At 70.2% G+C, this 22,316-nt stretch carries 23 protein-coding genes; 9 read left to right on the top strand and 14 right to left on the bottom strand.

Going from position 1 to position 22,316, the window contains the following annotated elements; translation table 11 throughout:
* Nucleotides 1–13: 13 nt before the first annotated feature.
* The 3 genes from OH768_RS35030 to leuA all read right to left on the bottom strand — a co-directional run bounded on the left by OH768_RS35030 (nucleotide 14) and on the right by leuA (nucleotide 3,391).
* On the bottom strand, nucleotides 14–667 hold the full coding sequence (locus tag OH768_RS35030; protein WP_406459941.1) for a protein kinase: 654 nt from the start codon (nucleotides 665–667) through the stop codon (nucleotides 14–16).
* Nucleotides 668–759: 92 nt separating this feature from the next.
* A complete protein-coding gene (locus OH768_RS35025; protein WP_406459940.1) occupies nucleotides 760–1,464 on the bottom strand; it encodes a TerB family tellurite resistance protein in 705 nt (234 codons plus the stop codon).
* A gap of 196 nt (nucleotides 1,465–1,660) precedes the next feature.
* Nucleotides 1,661–3,391, bottom strand: coding sequence for a 2-isopropylmalate synthase (gene leuA / locus OH768_RS35020; protein WP_406459939.1), 1,731 nt, complete (start codon nucleotides 3,389–3,391; stop codon nucleotides 1,661–1,663).
* 301 nt (nucleotides 3,392–3,692) lie between these two features.
* On the opposite strand from leuA, the gene OH768_RS35015 reads away from it, so the two are divergent.
* Genes OH768_RS35015 through OH768_RS34995 form a run of 5 tightly spaced genes read left to right on the top strand, consistent with a single transcriptional unit; the run spans nucleotide 3,693 to nucleotide 8,202 of the window.
* Nucleotides 3,693–4,760 (top strand): M4 family metallopeptidase, encoded by a 1,068-nt coding sequence (locus OH768_RS35015; RefSeq protein ID WP_406459938.1) that lies wholly within the window; start codon nucleotides 3,693–3,695, stop codon nucleotides 4,758–4,760.
* A gap of 44 nt (nucleotides 4,761–4,804) precedes the next feature.
* On the top strand, nucleotides 4,805–5,071 hold the full coding sequence (locus OH768_RS35010) for a protealysin inhibitor emfourin (protein WP_406459937.1): 267 nt from the start codon (nucleotides 4,805–4,807) through the stop codon (nucleotides 5,069–5,071).
* Between the two features lie 46 nt (nucleotides 5,072–5,117).
* Nucleotides 5,118–6,458, top strand: a complete 1,341-nt coding sequence (locus OH768_RS35005; protein ID WP_406459936.1) for a GH1 family beta-glucosidase — start codon at nucleotides 5,118–5,120, stop codon at nucleotides 6,456–6,458.
* Nucleotides 6,455–7,726 (top strand): MFS transporter, encoded by a 1,272-nt coding sequence (locus tag OH768_RS35000; protein WP_406459935.1) that lies wholly within the window; start codon nucleotides 6,455–6,457, stop codon nucleotides 7,724–7,726. Before OH768_RS35005 ends, OH768_RS35000 begins: the two co-directional genes overlap by 4 nt.
* A gap of 41 nt (nucleotides 7,727–7,767) precedes the next feature.
* Nucleotides 7,768–8,202, top strand: coding sequence for a hypothetical protein (locus OH768_RS34995; protein WP_406459934.1), 435 nt, complete (start codon nucleotides 7,768–7,770; stop codon nucleotides 8,200–8,202).
* Nucleotides 8,203–8,218: 16 nt separating this feature from the next.
* Here the strand turns inward: OH768_RS34995 and OH768_RS34990 are convergent, their stop codons facing one another.
* Nucleotides 8,219–9,109 carry an NAD-dependent epimerase/dehydratase family protein gene (locus tag OH768_RS34990; RefSeq protein ID WP_406459933.1) on the bottom strand — a complete coding sequence of 297 codons (891 nt, stop codon included), beginning with the start codon at nucleotides 9,107–9,109 and terminating at the stop codon, nucleotides 8,219–8,221.
* Between the two features lie 123 nt (nucleotides 9,110–9,232).
* On the opposite strand from OH768_RS34990, the gene OH768_RS34985 reads away from it, so the two are divergent.
* Entirely contained in the window at nucleotides 9,233–10,111 is an 879-nt protein-coding gene (locus OH768_RS34985) for a helix-turn-helix transcriptional regulator (RefSeq protein WP_406459932.1), read from the top strand.
* Between the two features lie 112 nt (nucleotides 10,112–10,223).
* Here OH768_RS34985 and era read toward each other — a convergent pair whose 3' ends face one another.
* Nucleotides 10,224–11,192, bottom strand: a complete 969-nt coding sequence (era, locus tag OH768_RS34980) for a GTPase Era (protein ID WP_200712884.1) — start codon at nucleotides 11,190–11,192, stop codon at nucleotides 10,224–10,226.
* A 165-nt stretch (nucleotides 11,193–11,357) separates the two neighbouring features.
* Here era and OH768_RS34975 point away from each other — a divergent pair, with 165 nt between their 5' ends.
* Both OH768_RS34975 and OH768_RS34970 read left to right on the top strand, forming a co-directional pair.
* Nucleotides 11,358–12,695, top strand: coding sequence for an ammonium transporter (locus OH768_RS34975; protein WP_406459931.1), 1,338 nt, complete (start codon nucleotides 11,358–11,360; stop codon nucleotides 12,693–12,695).
* A complete protein-coding gene (locus OH768_RS34970; protein ID WP_200682139.1) occupies nucleotides 12,692–13,030 on the top strand; it encodes a P-II family nitrogen regulator in 339 nt (112 codons plus the stop codon). Before OH768_RS34975 ends, OH768_RS34970 begins: the two co-directional genes overlap by 4 nt.
* Here the strand turns inward: OH768_RS34970 and OH768_RS34965 are convergent.
* The 8 genes from OH768_RS34965 to OH768_RS34930 form a co-directional block, all read right to left on the bottom strand.
* The gene (locus OH768_RS34965; RefSeq protein WP_406459930.1) at nucleotides 12,924–13,937 is read right to left on the bottom strand and encodes a WxL protein peptidoglycan domain-containing protein; all 1,014 of its coding nucleotides are present in this window, start codon (nucleotides 13,935–13,937) and stop codon (nucleotides 12,924–12,926) included. The two genes, OH768_RS34970 and OH768_RS34965, sit on opposite strands and share 107 nt — an antisense overlap.
* A 79-nt stretch (nucleotides 13,938–14,016) precedes the next feature.
* Complete coding sequence (locus OH768_RS34960; RefSeq protein ID WP_406459929.1) at nucleotides 14,017–15,333, bottom strand: beta-xylosidase; 1,317 nt, start codon at nucleotides 15,331–15,333, stop codon at nucleotides 14,017–14,019.
* 185 nt (nucleotides 15,334–15,518) lie between these two features.
* Complete coding sequence (locus OH768_RS34955) at nucleotides 15,519–16,004, bottom strand: hypothetical protein (protein ID WP_406459928.1); 486 nt, start codon at nucleotides 16,002–16,004, stop codon at nucleotides 15,519–15,521.
* A 320-nt stretch (nucleotides 16,005–16,324) separates the two neighbouring features.
* A complete protein-coding gene (locus tag OH768_RS34950; RefSeq protein ID WP_406459927.1) occupies nucleotides 16,325–16,678 on the bottom strand; it encodes a cytidine deaminase in 354 nt (117 codons plus the stop codon).
* A 36-nt stretch (nucleotides 16,679–16,714) separates the two neighbouring features.
* A complete protein-coding gene (locus tag OH768_RS34945; protein WP_406459926.1) occupies nucleotides 16,715–17,074 on the bottom strand; it encodes an MmcQ/YjbR family DNA-binding protein in 360 nt (119 codons plus the stop codon).
* A complete protein-coding gene (locus tag OH768_RS34940) occupies nucleotides 17,071–18,378 on the bottom strand; it encodes a hemolysin family protein (protein ID WP_406459925.1) in 1,308 nt (435 codons plus the stop codon). The genes OH768_RS34945 and OH768_RS34940 overlap by 4 nt, the downstream gene beginning before the upstream one ends.
* A gap of 21 nt (nucleotides 18,379–18,399) precedes the next feature.
* The gene (gene ybeY, locus OH768_RS34935; RefSeq protein WP_362970339.1) at nucleotides 18,400–18,897 is read right to left on the bottom strand and encodes an rRNA maturation RNase YbeY; all 498 of its coding nucleotides are present in this window, start codon (nucleotides 18,895–18,897) and stop codon (nucleotides 18,400–18,402) included.
* 12 nt (nucleotides 18,898–18,909) lie between these two features.
* A complete protein-coding gene (locus OH768_RS34930) occupies nucleotides 18,910–19,965 on the bottom strand; it encodes a PhoH family protein (protein ID WP_406459924.1) in 1,056 nt (351 codons plus the stop codon).
* A gap of 262 nt (nucleotides 19,966–20,227) precedes the next feature.
* Here OH768_RS34930 and OH768_RS34925 point away from each other — a divergent pair, with 262 nt between their 5' ends.
* Complete coding sequence (locus OH768_RS34925) at nucleotides 20,228–20,944, top strand: FAD binding domain-containing protein (protein ID WP_406459923.1); 717 nt, start codon at nucleotides 20,228–20,230, stop codon at nucleotides 20,942–20,944.
* Nucleotides 20,945–21,007: 63 nt separating this feature from the next.
* Here OH768_RS34925 and OH768_RS34920 read toward each other — a convergent pair whose 3' ends face one another.
* Nucleotides 21,008–22,171 carry a carbohydrate kinase family protein gene (locus OH768_RS34920; protein WP_406459922.1) on the bottom strand — a complete coding sequence of 388 codons (1,164 nt, stop codon included), beginning with the start codon at nucleotides 22,169–22,171 and terminating at the stop codon, nucleotides 21,008–21,010.
* Between the last annotated feature and the right edge of the window lie 145 nt (nucleotides 22,172–22,316).

The raw sequence follows: 22,316 nt of genomic DNA, 5'->3' as shown, positions 1-22,316 counted from the left end.
TGACCCGCGCGAACTACTCCCTGGTGACGCCTCTGTGGTCGGCCCACGTCCGGCATGCGTCGGCCATGGCCTTCAGCCAGTCCACGTCGGGCTTCCGGTCGACGGCGGCCCGGTACATCCGCAGGTTGGCGGCAGCGAAGGCATCGAGCGCACGCGGAGCCGCCTGGCGCCATGCGGGCAACCGCTCCGCCCACTTCTCGGCACCGCCGGGGGTGTGCCCGGCCGCAACGAGCTGGATGACCAGGAGGGCAGGATCGATGAACCCCGCGCCTCGGGTCGGCCACGCCCAGTCCACGGCCCACGCTCGACGCTTCACCACGATGAAGTTGCTCGGATTGATGTCCGTGCAGAGAAGCGAGTCGCCCCGGAACAGTTCGGCCTCGGAGCTGTCCGAGGCGACCTTGTCCCACCGCGTCTCGGTCCAGTCCCGGGCGATCTGCGGGAGGGAGAGCAGACCGATCTCGCCGATCGCGTCGACCACCAACGCCAGGTCAGTCGAGTCCGGCGCGAAGTCGCACGACCGGCCGTCGACCACTTCGAAGCCCAGGACCAACCAGTCCTCGGCTTCCACATCCCACAGCAGGTGCTGGGAGATGTGCCCGAGGTAGGCGTTGATCCGCCTTTCCCGGATGAGGGACTCTCGCCGACCGCCCGGCCGGTTGCGCATGGCTTTGACGAAGAAGGGACCCCTGGCACAGTCGACAACGGCCCGGGGGTGGTCGGGCGGCCCTATTACTCCCTGGGGAGTACGGGCGGGGACTACGACGGCGTGCGCGCCGCCGCCAGCAGCCGGGTCACGTCGTCCGCGCAGATGGTGAGGGCCGCGCCAACGGTGGCGAGGGCGTCGCGTTCGGCGGGGGTGTAGGGGCCGTCGGCCAGGGCGATGCGGGCGCCCTGGAGCAGGATCGATTCGCGGCCCGCCGGGGCGAGGTGGGGGGCGAGCGGGTCGAGGGCCTCGTGGAGTTCTATGGCGAGGCCGGCGCCGCTGGGTTCGCCGAAGACGCGGCCGGTGTCGGCGGCCAGGGCCTCGACGAGCGCGCCGAGCTGGTCCTCCGTGCAGTCCTGGAAGCCGGCGGCGCGCACGGTGCCCGCGGCGGCCTCCAGGGACGTACGGGCGCAGGTGCCGCCAGCCGCGAGGACCGCGAGGGCGACCGTGTGGACGGCGTCGCGGAGCATCGCGGAGAAGCGGCTCGTGGTGGGGTGGTCGAGGACGTCGGTGCCGTAGTGGCCCTGGCAGGCGGCGCACTCGACGACCGGCCCGGTGTCGCCGCGCGGCAGCACCGGCATGCCGAGCAGAGTGAAGCGGCGGCGTCCGGTGAGCCGCTGGTAGTTGCGGTCGCCCCCGCAGCCGGGGCAGAAGAACTCGCCGTCTCCGACGCTGGTCCACGCGGTACGGATGCCCAGCACGCGCGCTGCACGGCCCTCATGGACAACTCGGCCGTTTCGTCCCCGTTCTGGCAGCACGTCGCACCTCCGTAACGCCGCGGCAACATCGCCGCGCTGGCGTGATGTTAGCCACATTGTTGAGCTGGAGTCAGTACCCAGGACGAGACCTGCTCGTGACCTGCACATGGAATGGCCGGGAAACGACGGGGCCCCGCCCGTCGGAGAGCGGCGTGCGGGGCCCTTGAGCGACGGGTAAACCGCCGGTCAGGATGGTTCAGCGGGTAGCGCGGTTGACGGCCGAGACGACCGCCTTCAGCGAGGCACGTGTCGTATTCGCGTCGATCCCGATTCCCCACAGGATCTTGTCGCCGATCGCGCATTCGATGTACGAGGCGGCCTGCGCGGAGGCGCCCTCGCTCATCGTGTGCTCCTGGTAGTCCAGGAGCCGTACGTCGATGCCGACGGACTGCAGGGCGTCGAAGAAGGCGGAGATCGGGCCGTTGCCGGAACCGGTCAGCACGGTGTCGACGCCGTCGACGGTGGCCTCCACCGTGAGCGTGTCCACGCCGTCGGTGTCGGTGGTCGACTGGCCGGTCTTGACCTGGATACGGCCCCAGGCGTTGTCCGGGTTCGGCAGGTACTCGTCCTCGAAGGTCGCCCAGATCTCCTTCGGGGTGACCTCGCCGCCCTCGGCGTCCGTCTTGGCCTGGATCAGCTTCGAGAACTCGATCTGCATCCGGCGCGGCAGGTCCAGCTTGTGGTCGTTCTTGAGGACGTACGCGATTCCGCCCTTGCCCGACTGCGAGTTGACCCGGATGACGGCCTCGTAGGAGCGGCCGACGTCCTTCGGGTCGATCGGCAGGTACGGGACCGCCCACTCGATGTCGTCGACCGTGACGCCCTTGGCCTTGGCGTCGGCCTCCATGGCGTCGAAGCCCTTCTTGATGGCGTCCTGGTGGGAGCCGGAGAAGGACGTGTAGACCAGGTCGCCCACGTACGGGTGGCGCGGGTGGACCTCCATCTGGTTGCAGTACTCCCACGTACGACGGATCTCGTCGATGTCGGAGAAGTCGATCTGCGGGTCGACGCCCTGCGAGAACAGGTTCATGCCCAGGGTGACCAGGTCGACGTTGCCGGTGCGCTCGCCCTGGCCGAACAGGCAGCCCTCGACGCGGTCGGCGCCGGCCATCAGCGCCAGCTCGGCGGCGGCGACGGCCGTACCGCGGTCGTTGTGCGGGTGGATGGAGAGGACGACGTGCTGGCGGCGGGACAGGTGGCGGCCCATCCACTCGAAGCGGTCCGCGTGCGTGGACGGGGTCGAACGCTCAACGGTGGCAGGCAGGTTGAGGATGATCTCGCGGCCCGGGCCGGGCTGCCAGACGTCCATGACCGCCTCGCAGACCTCCAGCGCGAAGTCCAGCTCGGTGTCCGTGAAGATCTCGGGGCTGTACTGGTAGCCGAACTCGGTCTCGGGGCCCAGCAGCTTTTCGGCGTACTCCATGACCAGGCGGGTGCCGTCGACGGCGATCTGCTTGATGTCGTCCCTGGAGCCGCGGAAGACCACGCGGCGGAAGACGGGCGCGGTCGCGTTGTAGAGGTGCAGGGTGGCGCGCTTGGCGCCCTTCAGGGACTCCACGGTCCGCTCGATCAGGTCCTCGCGGGCCTGCGTCAGCACGGAGATCGTGACGTCGTCCGGGATCGCGCCCTCTTCCTCGATGATCGAGCGCACGAAGTCGAAGTCGGTCTGGCCGGAGGCCGGGAAGCCGACCTCGATCTCCTTGTAGCCCATCTTGACCAGCAGGTCGAACATCGCGCGCTTGCGCGCCGGCGACATGGGGTCGATCAGGGCCTGGTTGCCGTCACGCAGGTCGGTGGAGAGCCAGCGCGGGGCGACGGTGATCCGCTGGTCGGGCCAGGTGCGGTCGGGGATGTCGACCTGCTCGTACTGGCCGTACTTGTGGATCGGCATGGAACTGGGCTGCTGGCGATTGGCGCTCTGGGCCATGATGCGTGGGCTCCTCGTGGTGTCCTGAAGGACGGCCGACGACGCAACGCGAAGCTCCGCGGGGAGGGAGTCGACCTGGACTACAGGCCCTCGCCGCGGCAGCTAAGGAGAAGCAGCCCGAAACGCATGATGCTCAGCAGAGTAGCCGAGTCGTGCGCAGTGCGGGGGGCCGTATCACTATGCGGGACATTCCCCGTCGTATACCACTCTCCGCTACGAGACTGTGATGATTGTCCCCGTTTTTCACCAATCATGGTTGCCGGTAGTGACAGCGGCATAACTCGGTGCCAGGGTGCCGGGCATGACGACTCACGGGGGCTTCGAGCCCGTCTTCTGCACGATCGTCCCACCGCATGTCCTCGACAAGCTCGCCCAGCACGAGGACCCCGCGCTCGCCGGTCCCGCCCGCGAGACCCTGCAGCGCGACGCCTACGAGCGCACCCACCGCCGGCTGACCACCGTGCTCGGCGCACCGACCGTCGCCGCGCCCACCGCGACCGACAAGCCGCAGCGCACGATCTACGACGCCAAGCACAAGCAGGACCTGCCCGGCAAGAAGGTCCGCGCCGAGGGCTCCGACCCCGGCAAGGACGCGACCGTCAACCGCGCCTACGCGGGCCTCGGCGCCACCTTCGAGCTGTACCTCAACGCCTTCAACCGGCACTCCATCGACGGCGAGGGCCTGCCCCTCAACGCGTCCGTCCACTACGACGTGAAGTACGACAACGCGTTCTGGAACGGCGAGCAGATGGTGTTCGGCGACGGCGACGGCGAGCTGTTCCTCGACTTCACCATCCCGGTCGACGTCATCGGCCACGAACTCACCCACGGCGTCACGCAGTACACCGCGAACCTGACCTACTTCGGCCAGTCCGGCGCCCTGAACGAGTCGATCTCCGACGTCTTCGGCTCGCTCATCAAGCAGTACTCGCTCGGCCAGACCGCCGCCGACGCCGACTGGCTGATCGGCGCCGGCCTCCTCGCCCCGCGCGTCACCGGCGTCGCCCTGCGCTCCATGAAGGCCCCGGGCACGGCCTACGACGACGACGCCCTCGGCAAGGACCCGCAGCCCGCGACGATGGACGGCTTCATCAAGACCGGGCGCGACAACGGCGGTGTGCACCTCAACTCCGGCATCCCCAACCACGCCTTCTACCTGGTCGCCGACGCGATCGGCGGGCACGCCTGGGAGAAGGCCGGACAGATCTGGTACGACGTCCTGACCGGCGGCGAACTCAAGAAGGACGCCCTGTTCACCGACTTCGCGACACTCACGGTCGCGGCCGCGAAGACCCGCTTCGGGGACGGCGGCGAGGAGTTGCAGGCCGTGCAGAAGGCGTGGGAACAGGTCGGAGTGCCGACCTCGTAGTCGCGGCAGTCGCGCCGGACCCGTATCCGTACTAGACAGGACCCATGCGTATTCAGGTACGGCGCACGGGCGGGTTCGGTGGCATCGAGCGCCGCGGCGAGGTCGACACCTCGGCGCGGCCCGACGCACACGAGTGGCACGCGCTGGCCGAACGGGCGGTCGCCGACGGCCGGCGCGCGCCCGGGGCAGGCGTCCCGGACGGCTTCCACTACGAGATCACGGTGGACGGGAGGACCGTGTACACGGCCGACCCCAGGCTTACGGAGGAGCAACGGGCGCTGATCCAAAGGGTGTTGAAGGAAGGTGCGTAACTGCTTGTTCACGCCCGCCCGTTGACACCCGTTACCAGCGGTACGGATGATCCGGCGCATGGCGACTGATGCAGGCAACCCGATACCTCGGTTCCCGGCCGGCTTCCTCTGGGGCGTCTCGACCTCGGCCCACCAGATCGAGGGCGCGGCGGGCGAGCGCGAGCCCTCCGTATGGGACGTGTTCGAGGCCGAGCCGGGCCGGATCAAGGACGGTTCGACGGCGGCGGTGGCCTGCGACCACTTCCACCGCCACCGCGAGGACGTGGCCCTCCTGGCCGGCCTGGGCGTGGACGCGTACCGCTTCTCGATCTCCTGGCCGCGGGTGAACTCCCCCGGCGGCCTCGACTTCTACGACCGTCTCGTCGACGACCTGATCGCGGCGGGCGTACGTCCGGTCCCGACCCTGTTCCACTGGGACCTCCCGGTGGGGCTGGACTGGCTGGACCGGGACACGGCGTCGCGTTTCGCGGAGTACGTGTCGGTGGTGGCGGAGAGGCTGGGCGACCGGGTGAAGAAGTGGATCACCCTCAACGAGCCTGCGGAACATACCCTGTTGGGACACGCGCTGGGCGCCCACGCCCCGGGGAAGACCCTGCTCTTCGACGCGCTCCCGGTCGCCCACCACCAACTCCTGGCCCACGGCCTGGCGGTACGGGCGCTGCGCGCGGCCGGTGCCACCGACATCGGGATCGCCAACTCGCACGGTCCGACCTGGCCCGCCTCGCAGGAGCCGGAGGACATCGAGGCGGCGAACTTCTACGACCTGCTGCTGAACCGTCTGTTCGCGGAACCGCTGATCCTCGGCGAATACCCGTCCGGGCTGGGCGAGTTGATGCCGGGTGACGTGGAGTCCGACCTGAAGGTGATCGCCGAGCCGATCGACTGGTACGGCATCAACTACTACGCGCCGAGCAGAGTCGGAGCACCCCAGGGCGCGGAGATCGAGTTCGGCGGACTGACACTCCCGGCCGAACTCCCCTTCTCCGTAAGGGAGATCGAGGACGTCCCGGTCACGGACTTCGGCTGGCCGGTGGTCCCCGAGGGCCTCACCGAACTCCTCACCACCTTCCGCGACCGCTACGGCGACCGCCTCCCGCCCGTCGTCATCACCGAGAACGGCTGCTCCTACGACGGCCTCGACGACCAGGACCGGATCGCCTACCTCGACGGCCATGTCCGGGCGCTGCACCGGGCGTTGGAGGCGGGCGTGGACGTCCGCGGCTACTTCGTGTGGTCGCTCCTCGACAACTTCGAGTGGGCGGAGGGCTACGAGCGGCGCTTCGGCCTCGTCCACGTCGACTACGAGACGCAGGCGCGCACCCCGAAGGCGTCGTACGGCTGGTTCCAGGGCCTGCTGCGGGCGCAGAGAGAGCTGGTACAGGGATGACGACGGCCGACGCGGCCGACGCGGTCTCCGCGCCCAGCGCCCTCGCCGAGCCCGTCGAACGCGTCGGCCGGGGCTGGGCCTCCGCGCTCTCGCTCGCCAACGGGGCGATCTGGGTGGGCTGGTACGGCCCGCTGCAGATCCTGCTGGCCTCCCAGGCCAAGGACTTCGCGCCGGGCACCGGCATGTCCAAGGAGACGATGCTGGCGTGGGTGACCGGCGCGGGCGCGCTGGTGTCCCTGGTCGCCAATCCGCTCTTCGGCGCGCTGTCCGACCGTACGACGTCCCGGTGGGGCCGCCGTACGCCGTGGATCGTGGCCGGGTCGGCGGGCGGGGCGCTGTCGTTGCTGCTGCTCGCGGGGGCGGGCGGGGTGTGGACGATGGCGGCCGGCTGGTGCCTGGTCCAGCTCACCCTGAACGCGGCCTTCGCGGCGGTCACGGCGGCCGTGCCGGACCGCGTCCCGCGCCTCCAACGGGGCTCTGTGGGCGGCTGGTTGGGCGCCGCGCAGATCCTGGGCGTGGTCGGCGGTACGGGGCTTGCGACGGCGGCCGGGGGCATCGGGGCGGGCTATGTGGCGTGCGCGGTGTTCACGGCGGTGGGCGTGCTCCCGTACGTCCTGCGCTACAAGGACCTGCAACTCCGCCCGGCGGACAGGCCGTTGTGGTCCTGGCAGGGCTTCTTGAAGGGCTTCTGGCTGAGCCCGCGCCGCTATCCCGACCTCGGCTGGGCATGGCTGACCCGCTTCCTGATCAACCTGAGCAACGCGCTGGTGCTGCTGTATCTCCTGTACTACCTGCGCGACCGCCTGCACTACCACGACCCCGACCAGGGCGTCCTGATCCTCACGGCGGTCAACGGGCTGACGCTTCTGGCCACCGTCGTGGTCGGCGGGGTGTGGTCCGACCGGGTCGGCCGCCGCAAACCGTTCGTGATCTGGTCCGGCGTCCTGATGGCGGTCGCCACGGCGGTCCTCGCGGGCTGGCAGACCTGGCCGGGCGCGGTGGCCTCGGCGGCCCTCCTGGGCATCGGTTTCGGCGTCTTCACCTCGGTCGACTTCGCCCTGATGACGGACGTCCTCCCGAAGGCCCTGGACCGCGGCAAGGACCTCGGCGTCATCAACGTCGCCAACGCCCTCCCCCAGGTCGCGGCCCCCGCCCTCGCCGCGCCGATCGTGACGTATCTGGGCGGGTACCGGGTGCTGTATCTGGTGTCGGCGGTGATCGGGATGGCGGGGGCGCTGCTGGTTCGGCGGATTCGGGGGGTGGACTGAAACGCGGGTCACCATCTGCCATATCGCGGCATGGTCGACGTATGGCCAGCAAGAAGATCACCATCACCGTGCCCGAGGAGCTCGTGGAGGCTGCGCGCGAGCTCACCGACACCGTCTCCGGCTACGTCGCGGAGGCGTTCGCCCGCAAGATTCGCAACGACCTGTTGGCCGCGGAGGTACGCCGCTACGAGGAGGAACACGGCGCCTTCACCGATGAGGAGCGGGCCGAGGCCGATGCCCTGCTCCACGGGGAGCCGCTGCCGAAGGACCAGATCGAACCCGTGACCGCGCAGACCGCGAAAGCCGCCGCCAAACTCCTCAAGGACGCCGGCCTGCACGGTCACACGTACGCGATCGACGCCACCGTGGCGGTCACCGCGCTCAACCAGCCCGGCCCCGTCGCCATCCTCACCTCGGACGTCGACGACCTGACGAAGCTGTGCGGTGGTCAGCGAGTCAGGATCGTCCCCCTGTGAGCCACCGCCGCTGCTGTCAGAGCACGCCCGCGTCCCGCGCAGCCCAAACCGTCGGATACAGCGGGCGGTAGCCCAGTTCCCGGCGGATGCGTTCCGTCGACATGATGCCGAACCAGGGGTCGGGGTCGGTGCGGGTGTGCATGTCGGTGGGGATCTCCACGCCGTTCAGCAGGTGGAGTTCGACCGCGGTGACCGGGGCGTCGTCGGCGATGTTGTAGACGCGGCCGGCGACTCCCGGGGCGTGCAGGACGCGGAGCAGGCCCTGGGCGACATCTGCGTGGTGGCCCATGTGCAGGCGCTGGTTCGAGGCCCAACTCGTCGCCCAGCGCAGGGAGTTGGCGAGGTGGGGGTCGCCCTCGCCGTAGACGAAGGGGAGGCGGGCGACGCGGACGTCCATGTCGTCGAGGGCGAGGAGTTCGCGTTCGGCGGCCGCCTTGGACTCCGGGTAGGCGCCCCACATCTCGCCGCCGGGCCGGATCTCGTCGTCCTCGGTCATCGGACGGCCCCGCCCGGCGCCGTACACGAGCCCGGTGCTGACCTGGACGAAGCGCCGTACGCCGCAGGCCACGGCGGCCTTCCCCAGGGCCACCGCCGCGTCCCGGTTGACGGCCCAGGCCTCCTCGTCCGGTACACCGCGGAAGGACGCGGCGACGTTCACGACCGCGTCGGCGCCGGACGCCGCCTTGCCGAGTGCCGCCTCGTCCCGCAGGTCACCGAGCACGACCTCGGCGCCCAGCTCGGCGAAGGGTTCGCCGCGTGCCTCGTCGCGGACCAGCACCCGTACCCTCCCCCACTCTCGGCTTCGCTCGAGCGGGGGGACCCCCATCCCCTGCCGGGTCTGCGCCAGCAGCCTCGGTACGAAACGCCGGCCGACCTGTCCCGTCGCACCTGTCACCAGTGTCAACATCATCTGCTCCTCACGGTCTGGTGCCACCAGCCTGGGACGGGTCGGGCGCGGCCGGGAGAGACCTTCCGATCAGGGGATCGGCAGTGCCTGGATAAGCCGGGCGGACTGCCGCACGCTGGAAGCGTGAACCGAGCCGAACTCGCCGACTTCCTGCGCCGGGGCCGGGCCCGCCTCGACCCCTCCGACGTGGGCCTCACGGCCGGCGCCCGCCGCCGTACGCCCGGCCTGCGCCGCGAGGAAGTGGCGCAGCTCGCCGGGATGTCCGTGGACTACTACACGCGCCTCGAACAGTCCCGGGGCCCGCGCCCGTCCCGCCAGATGCTCACGGCGCTCGCGCGGGCGCTCCGGCTCACGGACGACGAACGCGACCACCTCTTCCATCTGACGGGCGAGGAACCGCCGCGCCGGGGAGGCGGGACCGCGCATCTGCGGCCGGGCCTCCTCCTCGTGCTGGACCGGCTGCACGACACCCCGGCGCACGTGTCCAGCGACTGCGGTGAGGTGATCGCGCAGAACGCGATGGCACGGGCGCTGTCGGGCGACGCGTTCGCCCGCCCGCCCCGGGAGCGCAACCTGCTCCGCCGCTTCTTCCTGGACCCCGCCTCACGGGAACTGTTCCCGCCGGAGGACGTCCCGGAGCACGCGCGCGCCCACGTGGCGAACCTCCGGGCGGTGGCCGCGGCCCGCCCCGACGACCCGGAGCCGGCCGCACTGGTGGCCGAACTACGGGCGGGCAGCGAGGAGTTCGCACGGCTGTGGGAGGACCACGAGGTCGCCGTACGCCGGCAGTCCACGAAGCGCTTCCGCCACCCGCTGGTCGGCCTCCTGGAACTGGACTGCGAGGTCCTCCTGAACCAGGACGCCCACCACCTGCTGATCATCCACACGGCCCGCCCGGGCACGGAGTCGTACGAGCGGCTCCAACTCCTGCGGGTGATAGGCCTGCAGGACATGTCCCCCACGCCACTGGCGGCTGCGCCCCCAGACCCTCCAACGCGTTGAAAATCCAGCCCCTCCGGCGTTTGAGGAGCGGGGCCCGGGGCGGAGCCCCAGAAGGATGGGACGGGTAGGGGTGGCGGGGGCGAAAAAAGCCCCCGGAACCCCCAACTCCCCCCTAGAACCCCAGCTTCCGCAACTGCCGAGGATCCCGCTGCCAGTCCTTCGCCACCTTCACGTGCAGGTCCAGGAACACCGGAGTCCCCAGCAACGCCTCGATCTGCTTACGCGACTTGATCCCGACCTGCTTCAGCCGCGCGCCCTTCGGGCCGATGATGATGCCCTTCTGGCTGGGCCGCTCGATGTAGACGAAGGCGTGGATGTCGAGGAGGGGCTTGTCGGCCGGGCGGTCCTCGCGCGGCAGCATCTCCTCGACGACGACGGCGATGGAGTGCGGGAGCTCGTCCCGGACACCTTCAAGCGCCGCCTCGCGGATCAGCTCCGCGATCATGACCTGCTCGGGCTCGTCGGTGAGGTCGCCTTCGGGGTAGAGGGCGGGGCCCTCCGGGAGGAGCGGGATGAGGAGGTCGGCGAGCAGGTCGACCTGCTGGTCCGCGACCGCCGAGACCGGCACGATCTCCGCCCACTCGAAGCCCAGCTCCTTGCCGAGCTGGTCGATGGCGATGAGCTGCTCGGCGAGGGTCTTGGAGTCGACCAGGTCGGTCTTCGTGACGATCGCGATCTTCGGCGTCTTCTTGATGGACGCCAGTTCCTTCGCGATGAAACGGTCGCCCGGGCCCAGCTTCTCGTTCGCCGGCAGGCAGAAGCCGATGACGTCGACCTCGGCCCACGTCGTACGGACGATGTCGTTGAGCCGCTGGCCGAGCAGTGTGCGCGGCTTGTGCAGGCCAGGGGTGTCGACCAGGATCAACTGGGCGTCCGGCCGGTGCACGATGCCGCGGACCGTGTGCCGCGTGGTCTGCGGCTGGTTGGCGGTGATCGCCACCTTCTGGCCGACCAGAGCATTCGTAAGGGTGGACTTGCCCGCGTTGGGGCGGCCCACGAAGCAGGCGAAGCCGGCGCGGTGGGGAGCCTCCGACGAGTCAGACGGCTTGGATGACGGGGTACGAACGCTCATGGCGCCCATTGTCCCTGATCCACAGGCCCGCGCCGCACAACAGTCCACCGGAGCCTGACACGGTGAGCTTTCGGTAACCCCGACGCAATGAAACGTCACGGAAACACGGACGTCCACAACCGGAAACTCGGGCCGGTGACCCTCTGACGAGCCCCCACCCCGTTGGAGACGACCGTGACGACCGTGACGACCGTGACCCCCGCCGCCGCACTCGCCGCCGGGCGTATCGACACCGGCGACACCGCCTGGCTGCTCGCCGCCACCGCCCTGGTCCTGCTGATGACCCCGGGCCTGGCCCTCTTCTACGGCGGCATGGTCCGCACGAAGAGCGTCCTCAACATGCTGATGATGAGTTTCGTGTCGATCGCCCTGGTCACGGTGGTGTGGCTGGCGGCCGGGTACTCGCTCGCCTTCGGGGACGACCTCGGCGGCGGCCTGATCGGCGGGCTGAGGCGCGCCGGCATGGCGGGCCTCGGTCCGGACAGCGTGCACGGGACCGTCCCCACCCTCCTCTTCGCCACCTTCCAGCTCACCTTCGCGATCATCACGGCCGCGCTGATCAGCGGCGCGGTCGCGGACCGGGTGCGGTTCGGCGCGTGGCTGGTCTTCGTGCCCGTCTGGGCAGTGCTCGTATACGTTCCCGTCGCGCACTGGGTGTGGGGCCCGGGCGGCTGGATCGCGGCGCACCTCGGCGCCCTCGACTTCGCGGGCGGCCTCCCCGTCGAGATCACCTCGGGCGCCTCGGGCCTGGCCCTGTGCCTGGTGGTCGGCCCCCGCCTCGGCTTCAAAAAAGATGCCATGCGCCCGCACAACCTCCCCATGGTCATGCTGGGTGCGGGCCTGCTCTGGTTCGGCTGGTTCGGCTTCAACGCGGGCTCCGCGCTCGGCGCCAACGGCCTCGCCGCCGCGGCCTTCCTCAACACCCTCGCCGCCGGCTGCACCGGCCTGCTCGGCTGGCTCTTCGTCGAGCAGAAGCGCGACGGCCACCCGACCACCCTGGGCGCGGCCTCCGGCGCGGTGGCCGGCCTGGTCGCGATCACCCCGTCCTGCGGCTCGGTCTCGCTCCTCGGCGCGCTGGTCGTCGGCCTCGCCGCCGGTGCCGTCTGCTCCTACGCGGTCGGCTGGAAGTTCAAGCTGAACTACGACGACTCGCTCGACGTCGTCGGCGTCCACCTGGTCGGCGGCGTCATCGGCACCCTCCTGATCGGCGTCTTCGCGGTCACCTCGATGACCGGCGGCCCGGAAGGCCTCCTCTACGGCGGCGGGCTCGCCCAGCTCGGCAAGCAGCTGGTGGCCGTGGTCGCCGTAGGTTCGTACGCGTTTCTCGTGACGTACGGGATCGGGAAGCTGATCGACAGGGTGATGGGGCTGCGGGCGAGTGAAGAGGAGGAGCGGACGGGTCTGGACCTTACGGTGCACGCCGAGACCGCATACGATCACGGCGTCCTGGGGCACGGAGCCCCGGTCGGTCCGTCCGTCCCCTCCCTCCAGAAGGTCAAGTCCCAGGCATGAAGCTCATCACCGCGATCGTCAAGCCGTACCGCCTCGACGAGGTCAAGACGGCGCTCCAGGAGCTCGGCGTGCACGGCCTGACCGTCACCGAGGCCAGCGGCTACGGCCGGCAGCGCGGCCACACCGAGGTGTACCGGGGCGCCGAGTACCGCGTCGACCTCGTGCCCAAGGTGCGGATCGAGGTCGTCGTCGACGACGCGGACTCGGACGCCGTGATCGACGCGATCGTCAAGGCCGCACAGACGGGGAAGATCGGGGACGGGAAGGTGTGGTCGATTCCGGTCGAGACGGTCGTACGGGTACGGACGGGAGAGCGCGGCCCCGACGCGCTCTGACCGCCAGCACTCCCCCGACGAACCCGACGGCGAGCAGCAGCGCCGCCGCGAGCCAGGGCAGCGCGAAGAACGAGGCGCTCGCCGACTGCTTGGTGCCGGGCGCGCTCGCGGTCAACGTGATGTCGCCCCAGTCGAGTTGGGGCGCGCCCTTCCACGGCTCGGTCAGCTTCACGCTCTGCCCGGGCAGCAACTCGGCCGGGATGCGGGTCAGTCCGCGCGAGAGCAGCGTCCGGCCGAACAGACCCTGTGCCTTCAGGGTCACCTTCGGGTCGAGGGTGACGTTGCCGGTGTTGTGCAGCGTGTAGGAGATCGTCGCGTCGCTGCTCCCCAACCCCGGTACCAGCGGCTGGTGATGGGAGATGTGGACGTGCTCGACGGCGAGCGCGGGCAGCGTGGGGCCGCTCACCCGGAGGTAGACACGGGCGCCGACGGCCCGCTGCACACCGAGGGCGAGTGAGCCGTCGCCCCTGTCGACGCGCTCGTCAAGGGCGACCAACGCGCCCGGGTGGTCGCCCGGTTCGGCGCCTTCGGGTACGTGCAGGGTGAACGGCACGGTGACCGACTTGTGGGCGGGGACGGTGACTCGGGACTTCGCGGGCTTCGCCCACGCACCGACGCCCCGCATCTTCTCCTTCACCGTCCGTACGGCGAACCCGCCGTCGCGCGCGGTGTTGTAGGCGTCGGCCGCGTAGAGCCGGAAGGTGAGCGGCTGCGCCGTCTTGTTGGCGACGACCACCTTGTCCTGGATGGTCTGGCCGGGATCGGCGGAGAGATAGAAGTACGGCCGCGCGGCGATCTGCGAGGCGGCCGGGTACACGGACCAACTGCCGTTGTCCGCCGCGTGGGAGGAGGGCGCGGCGAGCACGCCGAGGCAGAGGCTCAGGAGGAGGACGTACAGCTTGCGCATGGGTGCGGACCCCCACGGACGTGGTGTGCGGCGGTCGGGCGGGTGCGGGCGCCCGGCCACCGGAGGTGAGTTCGGACGGTCAGGTGAGCGTGAGCGTCAGAACGCCGGAGTACGAGCCCGGAGGCGTGAACGCCGGTACGTTCAGGGAGAGTCCGGCGTCGACGGTGAACTGACCGCCGGTGACCGTACCGTCGGGCGTGGACGCGAGCGTCGCCCCCGAACTGCCCACGGTGCCCGCCGAACCGGCGACACAGGTGCTCGGGCTGCCCGCCTTGGTGGCGCAGGCGGGAGTCCAGCTCAGCGCCCCGGCAGCGATCTTGGCGCCGGGACCGGTGAAGTCGGTGACCTTGCCGGTCAGGGACCAGCCCGCGGGTCCGCCGCGGAAGTCCTGGACCGTCACCGTGTTGAGGGCGCCCGTGGAGGCACCGCCCTTGCCGAAGTCGACGGCGGAGAGGCCCACGGCGTCCCCGGCCTGCGACATCGACAGACTGCCCGCCTTGACGGTGGTCGTCAGCTTCTGACTCCCCGGCGGAACGGGCGTGGTGTCGTTGACGACATAGGCGGCCGGACCGGCACCCAGATCGGCGCTCCACGCACTGCCCTCGTACGCCACGATCCCGGTTGTCGTCTTGTCGTTGACGGTGAGCGAGCCGCTGATGGTGCCGGCGCTGGTGGCCGTGACGGTCGCCGTGTCCGCGGTCTGGGCGCTGCCGGACCGCCCGGCCAGGGTCACGGTGGCACCCGGCGTGAAGTTGCTGCCGGTGACGGTGACGCTGTCACCGGCGTTGCCGGAGGCCGAACCCAGGCTGATGGCACGGGTGTTGACCGGGACGGTGGCGGTCGCGGTGACGGTCTCGGAGACCGGCGCCGGCGGGTTCGTCACCGTGCAGGGGGTGTCCAGCTCCAGGATGTAGCTGGTGTGGATGTTGTAGTCGCCGGGCGAGAGGGTGATCGCGCCCGGGGTGGTGACCGTGAAGGTGCCGGTCATGGAGAACGACGGGAAGGCGCCGTTGCCGGGCACCGGGTCGTTCTTCTTGGGCCCGGCGACCGTGAAGCTGCCGGTCTGGGCACCGCCGAGGGTGACCTTCCCGGTCGGCGTCATGATGTCGGCCGGCAGGGCGATCGCGGTCGGGTTGCTGGCGGCCGGCTTGACCACCGTGTACGTCACGGTGACCGTGTCGCCGACCTTCGGCGCGGTGTTGTCCACCGTGATCGCGGCGGTCGTGGTGCCGTCGATCGGCGGGATGCCCGCGACCGCCGGCGGGATGCAGTGCGTGGCGAAGTCCACGTTCGTCGACGCGCCGGCCGGACAGGCCAGCGCACCGCCCGTGGCGACCGCGAGCGCGGTCACCCCGAGCAACGACGCCAGGCGGCGTCTTCGAGATGTCGTAGCCATGGCTGTGCCCCCTCCTGAGGACGGTGGGCACAGCGGCTCGTCCGCGCCCACAGGGGGCATTGATGTGGGGATCGCGTGAGAAGTCAATGGAGACGGGCAAATAAACTGATGGGCCGTCAGCTCCTGCCCAACAGCGGGAGTTGACGGCCCAGTTGAGCCCGTGGGGGGAATTGTCGGGCGACTTCTCAGTCGAACACGAACGGACCCGGCGACTGCGCTCCGGTGGCCGTACAGGTCACGGCGATACCGAAGATGGTCATCTTCAGCGAGCCGCCGTACGCCTCCAGGCTGTCACCGGAGGCGACGGTGCCACTGAGCGGACCGACGGTGACGGCGTCGCCGGTCGCCATGGCCGGGTTCACCGTCCCGCTGAAGACGGTCGTGCCGCCGCTCGCGTTCACGAAGGTGAAGGTGGAGGCGATCGAGTTCTGCGCCAGGGCCAGCGGAGCGGTGATGGACGAGTTGACGGTGACCGTCGCCGCCGTCCCGTCCTGCGTGGCCGTGAGCGTGGCCGCGCCGCCGCCGAAGATGCCGCAGTCCGCGGTGATCGTCGCCGTCTGGGGAGTGACGGCGAGCGCGCTGGGCGCGAACGCCAGCGAGGTGGCCGCGAGGACCCCCGTCACCAGTGCCGCACCCGTTCCGATTCGCTTGCTTCTCAGCTTGCCTTTCATGGATCCGGTTCCCTTCCCGAGTCTGGGAATGCCATGTGGGGATGGACGGGAGAAACACCTCAGCCCCCCCTCACGGACGCGGTGCGGTGCGCCACGCGAGCGAGAATCTGACGGTCCGTCGGAACTTACGGTTCCATTGATGCGCGGGAGACGGGGGAAGAGCAAGGGCGAAATCTGGACGGGTTACTTCCGGACACGGGACTCTTCAGGTGCCGGTCGGCATCATCCAGCCCGTTGGGGGTCCCCCCTCTGGGGGAGTTTGAGGACGAGGCCCCTTCAGGGCCGATCGGGGGTCTGGGGGCGGAGCCCCCAGCACCACCTCAGCCGGCAGCGACCGTCAGCCGAACCACCCCGTCCGGCGCAGCCACGTGCACCGGTGTCTCCGGCCCGCCCAGATCCCGTACCGCCGCCCGGTCCTCCGCCGAAACGCCGTCGGCACCCGTCACCACCGCCGCCGCCTCCAGCGACTTCGCCCCGGACGCCACCGCCATCGCCACCGCCGTCCGCAGCGCACTCAGCTTCAGCGACTCAAGGGCGACCGTCCCGGCGACATACGTGCGCCCGGTCTCGTCCCGCACAGCGGCCCCCTCGGGCACACCGTTGCGGGCCCGGGCCGAACGGGCCAGGGTGACGATCTTGCGGTCCTCGGGGTCAAGCGCGCTGCTCTCGGTCATGACCAGAGCATACGAAGGACCGATCCCGCATGTCTTTCAGGGCCGGTCGAGGCGGAGCCGCTCGGCACGCGGCAGCCCGGCGACGACCAGGTCGTACGAGTCCTCGATCAGCTCCTTGAGGACCCGCTCCGGAAGGTCCCCGTCCACCGTCACCGTGTTCCAGTGCCGCTTGTTCATGTGATACCCGGGGATGATCAGCCCCTCGTACTCCTCCCGGAGCCGGACCGCGTCCTCCGGGTCGCACTTGAGGTTGACCGTGAGGGGCCGCGCGTCCAGCCGGGTCAGCGCGAAGAGCTTGCCCAGCACCTTGAAGACGGACGTGTCCGGGTTGAAGGGGAAGTCCTCCACCACCGCGTTGAACGACAGACAGAACGCGCGCAGTTGCTCGGGGCTCACTCCGGCTTCGTCTCCTCCTCCGGCGGACCGGCCGACCCCACCGGCTCCACCAGCACCGTCACGATCTTGTTCCGCCGCCCGGCCGAGGCCTCCGCCGTGAGTCGTAGTTCGCGGCCGTCCGGCAGCTCTACGACGGAGGAGGCACCGGCGATCGGGACCCGGCCCAGCGCCTTCGCGAGCAGCCCGCCGACCGTCTCCACGTCCTCGTCGTCGTAGGCCTCGAAGCCGTACAACTCCCCCAGATCACCGATGTCCAGCCGGGCGGTCACCCGGTAACGGTCGTCACCCAGCTCCTCCACCGGAGGGAGCTCCCGGTCGTACTCGTCGGTGATCTCGCCGACGATCTCCTCCAGGATGTCCTCGATGGTGACGATGCCGGCCGTGCCGCCGTACTCGTCGATGACGACCGCGACGTGATTGCGCTCCTGCTGCATCTCGCGCAGCAGATCACCGGCGTTCTTGGTGTCCGGCACGAAGCTCGCGGGCCGCATGGCCGTCGAGACCAGCTCGGACTCGGCGTCCCGGCTGATGTGCGTCTTGCGGACCAGGTCCTTCAGATACACGATCCCGACGATGTCGTCCTCGCTCTCACCGGTCACCGGGATCCGCGAGAAGCCGGAACGCAGCGCGAGAGTGAGGGCCTGACGGATCGTCTTGTACCGCTCGATGACGACGAGATCCGTCCTCGGCACCATCACCTCGCGCACGAGCGTGTCGCCCAGCTCGAAGACCGAGTGCACCATCCGGCGCTCCTCGTCCTCGATCAGCGACTCCTTCTCGGCGAGATCCACCAGCGCCCGCAACTCGGCCTCGGACGCGAACGGACCGCGCCGGAAACCCTTGCCGGGCGTCAGCGCATTGCCGATGAGGATCAGCAGATACGGGATCGGGCCCATGATCCGCGCGAGCGGCAGCAGCACATACGCCGCCGCCGTGGCCGTGTTCAGCGGATGCTGCCGTCCGATGGTGCGCGGGGACACCCCCACCGCGACGTACGACACGAGGACCATGACGCCGATCGCGGCGAGCAGCGCGGGCGCGGTGCCGTGGATCACATGCAGACACTCGTAGGTGACCAGCGCGGCGGCCGCCATCTCGCAGGCCACCCTGACCAGCAGCGCGACATTGAGATAGCGGGTCGGGTCGGCGGCGACCTGCGCGAGCTTCGCGCTGCCGCGCCGACCGGACCGTACGGCCTCCTCGGCACGGAAGCTGGAGACACGCGCGAGGCCCGCCTCCGCGCAGGCGGCGAGCCAGGCGACCACGACAAGGGCGATGGCGCCGACGACGATCTGAGGACTCATGAGACGTGGTGCCCCGGTGCCCTAGGAGACCGTCGGCGCCGGGGAGGGGCCGTCGTGGCCCTTCTCCGCCCGCCAGCCGTCCACGATCGCGGCCTGCAGACCGAACATCTCGGCCTTCTCGTCCGGCTCCTCGTGGTCGTACCCGAGCAGGTGCAACACACCGTGGACGGTGAGCAGTTGGAGCTCCTCGTCCATGGTGTGCTGCGTCTCGGCCTCGGCCCCCTGCTTCGCGGCGACCTCCGGGCACAGCACGATGTCACCGAGGAGCCCCTGCGGAGGCTCCTCGTCGTCCTTGCTCGGCGGACGCAGCTCGTCCATCGGGAAGGACATGACATCGGTCGGCCCGGGCAGGTCCATCCACTGGATGTGGAGCTGCTCCATGGCGTCCTCGTCCACGACGATCACCGAGAGCTCGGAGAGCGGGTGGATGCGCATCCGCGCGAGCGCGTAGCGGGCGATGTCGAGGATCGCCTGCTCGTCGACCTCGGTTCCGGACTCGTTGTTGACGTCGATCGACATGGTCGTGCTGATCTACTTCCGCTTGTCACGGGCACCCTTGTGGGTGCCGTTCTCCGTACCGTTCTCGCTGTCGTACTTCTCGTACGCGTCGACGATACGGCCGACCAGCTTGTGCCGTACGACGTCCGCCGACGACAGGCGGGAGAAGTGCACGTCGTCGAGCCCCTCCAGGATGTCCTGCACCTGCCGCAGCCCCGACTTCGTCCCGCTCGGCAGGTCCACCTGCGTCACGTCACCGGTGATCACGATCTTCGACTCGAACCCGAGCCGGGTGAGGAACATCTTCATCTGCTCGGGGCTCGTGTTCTGGGCCTCGTCCAGGATGATAAAAGCATCATTAAGGGTACGACCCCTCATGTATGCCAGCGGCGCCACCTCGATCGTCCCCGCTGCCATCAGCTTCGGGATCGACTCCGGGTCCAGCATGTCGTGCAGCGCGTCGTACAGCGGGCGCAGATACGGGTCGATCTTCTCGTACAGCGTGCCCGGGAGGAATCCCAGCCGCTCGCCCGCCTCTACCGCCGGGCGGGTCAGGATGATGCGGCTGACCTGCTTGGCCTGGAGGGCCTGGACCGCCTTGGCCATGGCGAGGTAGGTCTTGCCGGTGCCGGCGGGGCCGATGCCGAAGACGATCGTGTGCTTGTCGATCGCGTCGACGTAGCGCTTCTGGTTGAGGGTCTTGGGGCGGATCGTGCGGCCTCGCGAGGACAGGATGTTCTGGGTGAGCACCTCGGCCGGTGTCTCCTCAGGGCCATCCCCGTTCTCGCTCGCCCTGAGCATGGCGATCGAGCGTTCCACTGCGTCCTCCGTCATCGGCTGCCCGGTGCGGAGCACCAGCATCATCTCGTCGAACAGGCGCTGGATGAGGGCGACTTCACGGGCATCGCCGACCGCGCTGATCTCATTGCCCCGGACGTGGATGTCGGCCGCCGGGAAGGCCTTCTCGATCACCCGCAGGAGAGCGTCGCCGGATCCCAGGAGGGTCACCATGGCGTGCTGGGCGGGGACGGTGATCTCTGCTCTCGCCTGTCCCTGCGCGGGGGTGTGAGCTGTGGGTGTCTGAGTCATGGGCCGGCTCTGTAGGCCTTGCTCGTCCTCCTCGAAACGACTCGCCCGCCACAAGGGCGGCCTGGTGATTTCCAGGGTACGCCGGGCCACTGACAACGCCGTAGGCCTTTTCGGTGACCGTCGGGCCACGAAATACGGGGCGTGCCCAGCGCAGGGAGGGTGCACAGGGTGACGCCGTGAGCCCTGTTCGCGCCCCCTGGTATGTACGGACAATGCGCTGTGTCCGTCAGGTAAGCCATGCAGGGAAAGCAGGTCGGCCGCTGTGTTCGTGCGTCTGCCCACGTCCGTGTCCGAAGCGCAGGAGTGTCTGGCCGAGGGGGCGGTGCCTGTCGGCGGGGCGACCCTTGTGTGGGCGTCCTGGCAACGGGACGGGTTCCCGGAGCAGGCGGTGTCGCTGCGGGAGGTGCCCGAGGCGAAGGTGATCGGGGACGGGACGCTGGGTGCGGCCGTACTGCTGCACGAGATCGACACGCGGGTGCCGGAGGTGCTGCGGCGGGCGGCGGCCGGGGTGGGGACCGGTGCGGTGCGCCGGACCGCGACGGTCGGCGGGAACATAGTGGGCAGCACGCTGCGCTGTCTGCTGCCCCCCGCGCTGGTGCTGGACGCCCGCGCGGTCGTCCTGGAACCGGACGGTCCCGTCGAGACCGACCTCGCCGAGCTGCTGGCGAAGCGCCCGCTGCTGCTGAGTCTGCGCTGGCGGGAGCCGGTGGCCACTGGTTATCGCAAGCTGACCGTTGTGCTGCGGGGAGAGGTTCCGTTCGTGATCGCGGTCGCCGTGACGGGGGCGGACCGGCTCACTCTGCGGGTCGCGGTCCGTGACGGCTACGACGTGCTCAGCGAGGCCGTCCCCTACGACACCGATGTCCGCCGGATTCTCGGCGCCCTTGCGCTCACACCGCTCGGCACCTTGCCCGAGGCCGTCTTCGAGGCGGTACGGGAAGAGGTCGTCGGGGTGGTGGAGCGGGCGGGGGCCCGCTGAACGGAGCAGGAACGATTCGCCGCCCCCGCGGCGGGCGATCCCCACCGGCCCTCGCCTCCTCCCCTACGTCGACCTGCCGAACCCGATCGTCGGCACCGCCCGCCGCAGCGGCCAAGGACTGCCGTCGCCCTGTTCCTCCGGTACGAGTCCGGCCAGGAACGCGTACCGGTTCAGGGCCGTCGGGTCCTGGCCCTCGACCGACTGGACCTTGCGCCACCAGGCGCCGATCTCGGACCAGCCGGGGGCGGAGAGTGAGCCGCCGAACTCCTGGACGGAGAGGGCCGCGGTGAGGCCGGCGAAGGCGAGGCGGTCGGCGAGCGGCCAGCCGGCCAGGGTGCCGGTGACGAAGCCGGCCACGAAGACGTCGCCGGCGCCGGTGGGGTCGAGGGCCTCGACGGCGATCGCCGGGACCGAGGCCGATTCCCCGGTGCGCCGGTCCACTGCGTAGGCGCCGTCCGCGCCGAGGGTGACGACGGCGAGCGGTACGTGTTCGGTGAGGGCGTGGGCGGCGTCGCGGGGGCAGTCGGCGCCGGTGTAGCGCATGGCTTCCTCGGCGTTCGGCAGAAAGGCCTCGCAGTGCGCGAGGTCGGCGAGTCCGGCCAGGTCCCAGGCTCCGGTCTCGTCCCAGCCGACGTCGGCGAAGATCCGGGTGCCCTCGCTCGCGGCCCGGGCGACCCAGGGGGCCTGCTTGCCGGGGGTGAGGGAGGCGACGGCGGCACGCGCGCGTGGGGGACGGTCCGGGGCGCCGCCTTCGCTGAACTCGGTCTCCGGGGGCGGCTCGTGGCCGTGGGAGACCATCGTGCGTTCGCCCTCGTAGGCCATCGACACGGTGACCGGGGAGTGCCAGCCGGGTACCGAGCGGGAGGTGGAGAGGTCGATGCCCTCGCCCTGTTCCAGCGCGTCCCAGCAGTACTCGCCGTAGTGGTCGTCGCCGAAGGCCGCGGCGAGTGAGGTGCGCAGGCCGAGGCGGGCCAGCGCGGTCGCCATGTTCGCGACGCCGCCGGGGCTCGACCCCATCCCGCGCGCCCAGGACTCGGTACCGCGCACGGGGGCGGATTCGAGGCCGGTGAAGATGATGTCGAGGAAGACGGTGCCGGTGAGGTACACGTCCCAGGGCGGGTCGTCCGGCGCGCGCAGTGCGGACAGGGGGTCGACCTGGGCCGGACAGGATCTCCTCTCCCGGTCGGCCGACGATCCCTTTCCGGTGGACGCGGTGGACGCGGTCACGGTGCGCTCCCTGACGTGATGCGGATCAGGCCAGTGTGCACCACCACGCACGCGTGAGCGCGACTCCTGCTCCGGACCCGCCCGTCGCGCCGGTATGGGAACCGCAGGTCCGGGCCGTACGGTGCGCGCGGGTGCCCGTCGGCTG

The organism is Streptomyces sp. NBC_01622 (genome assembly GCF_045209635.1).
Classification (GTDB): domain Bacteria; phylum Actinomycetota; class Actinomycetes; order Streptomycetales; family Streptomycetaceae; genus Streptomyces.
This window is presented reverse-complemented; position numbering and strand designations above follow the sequence as displayed.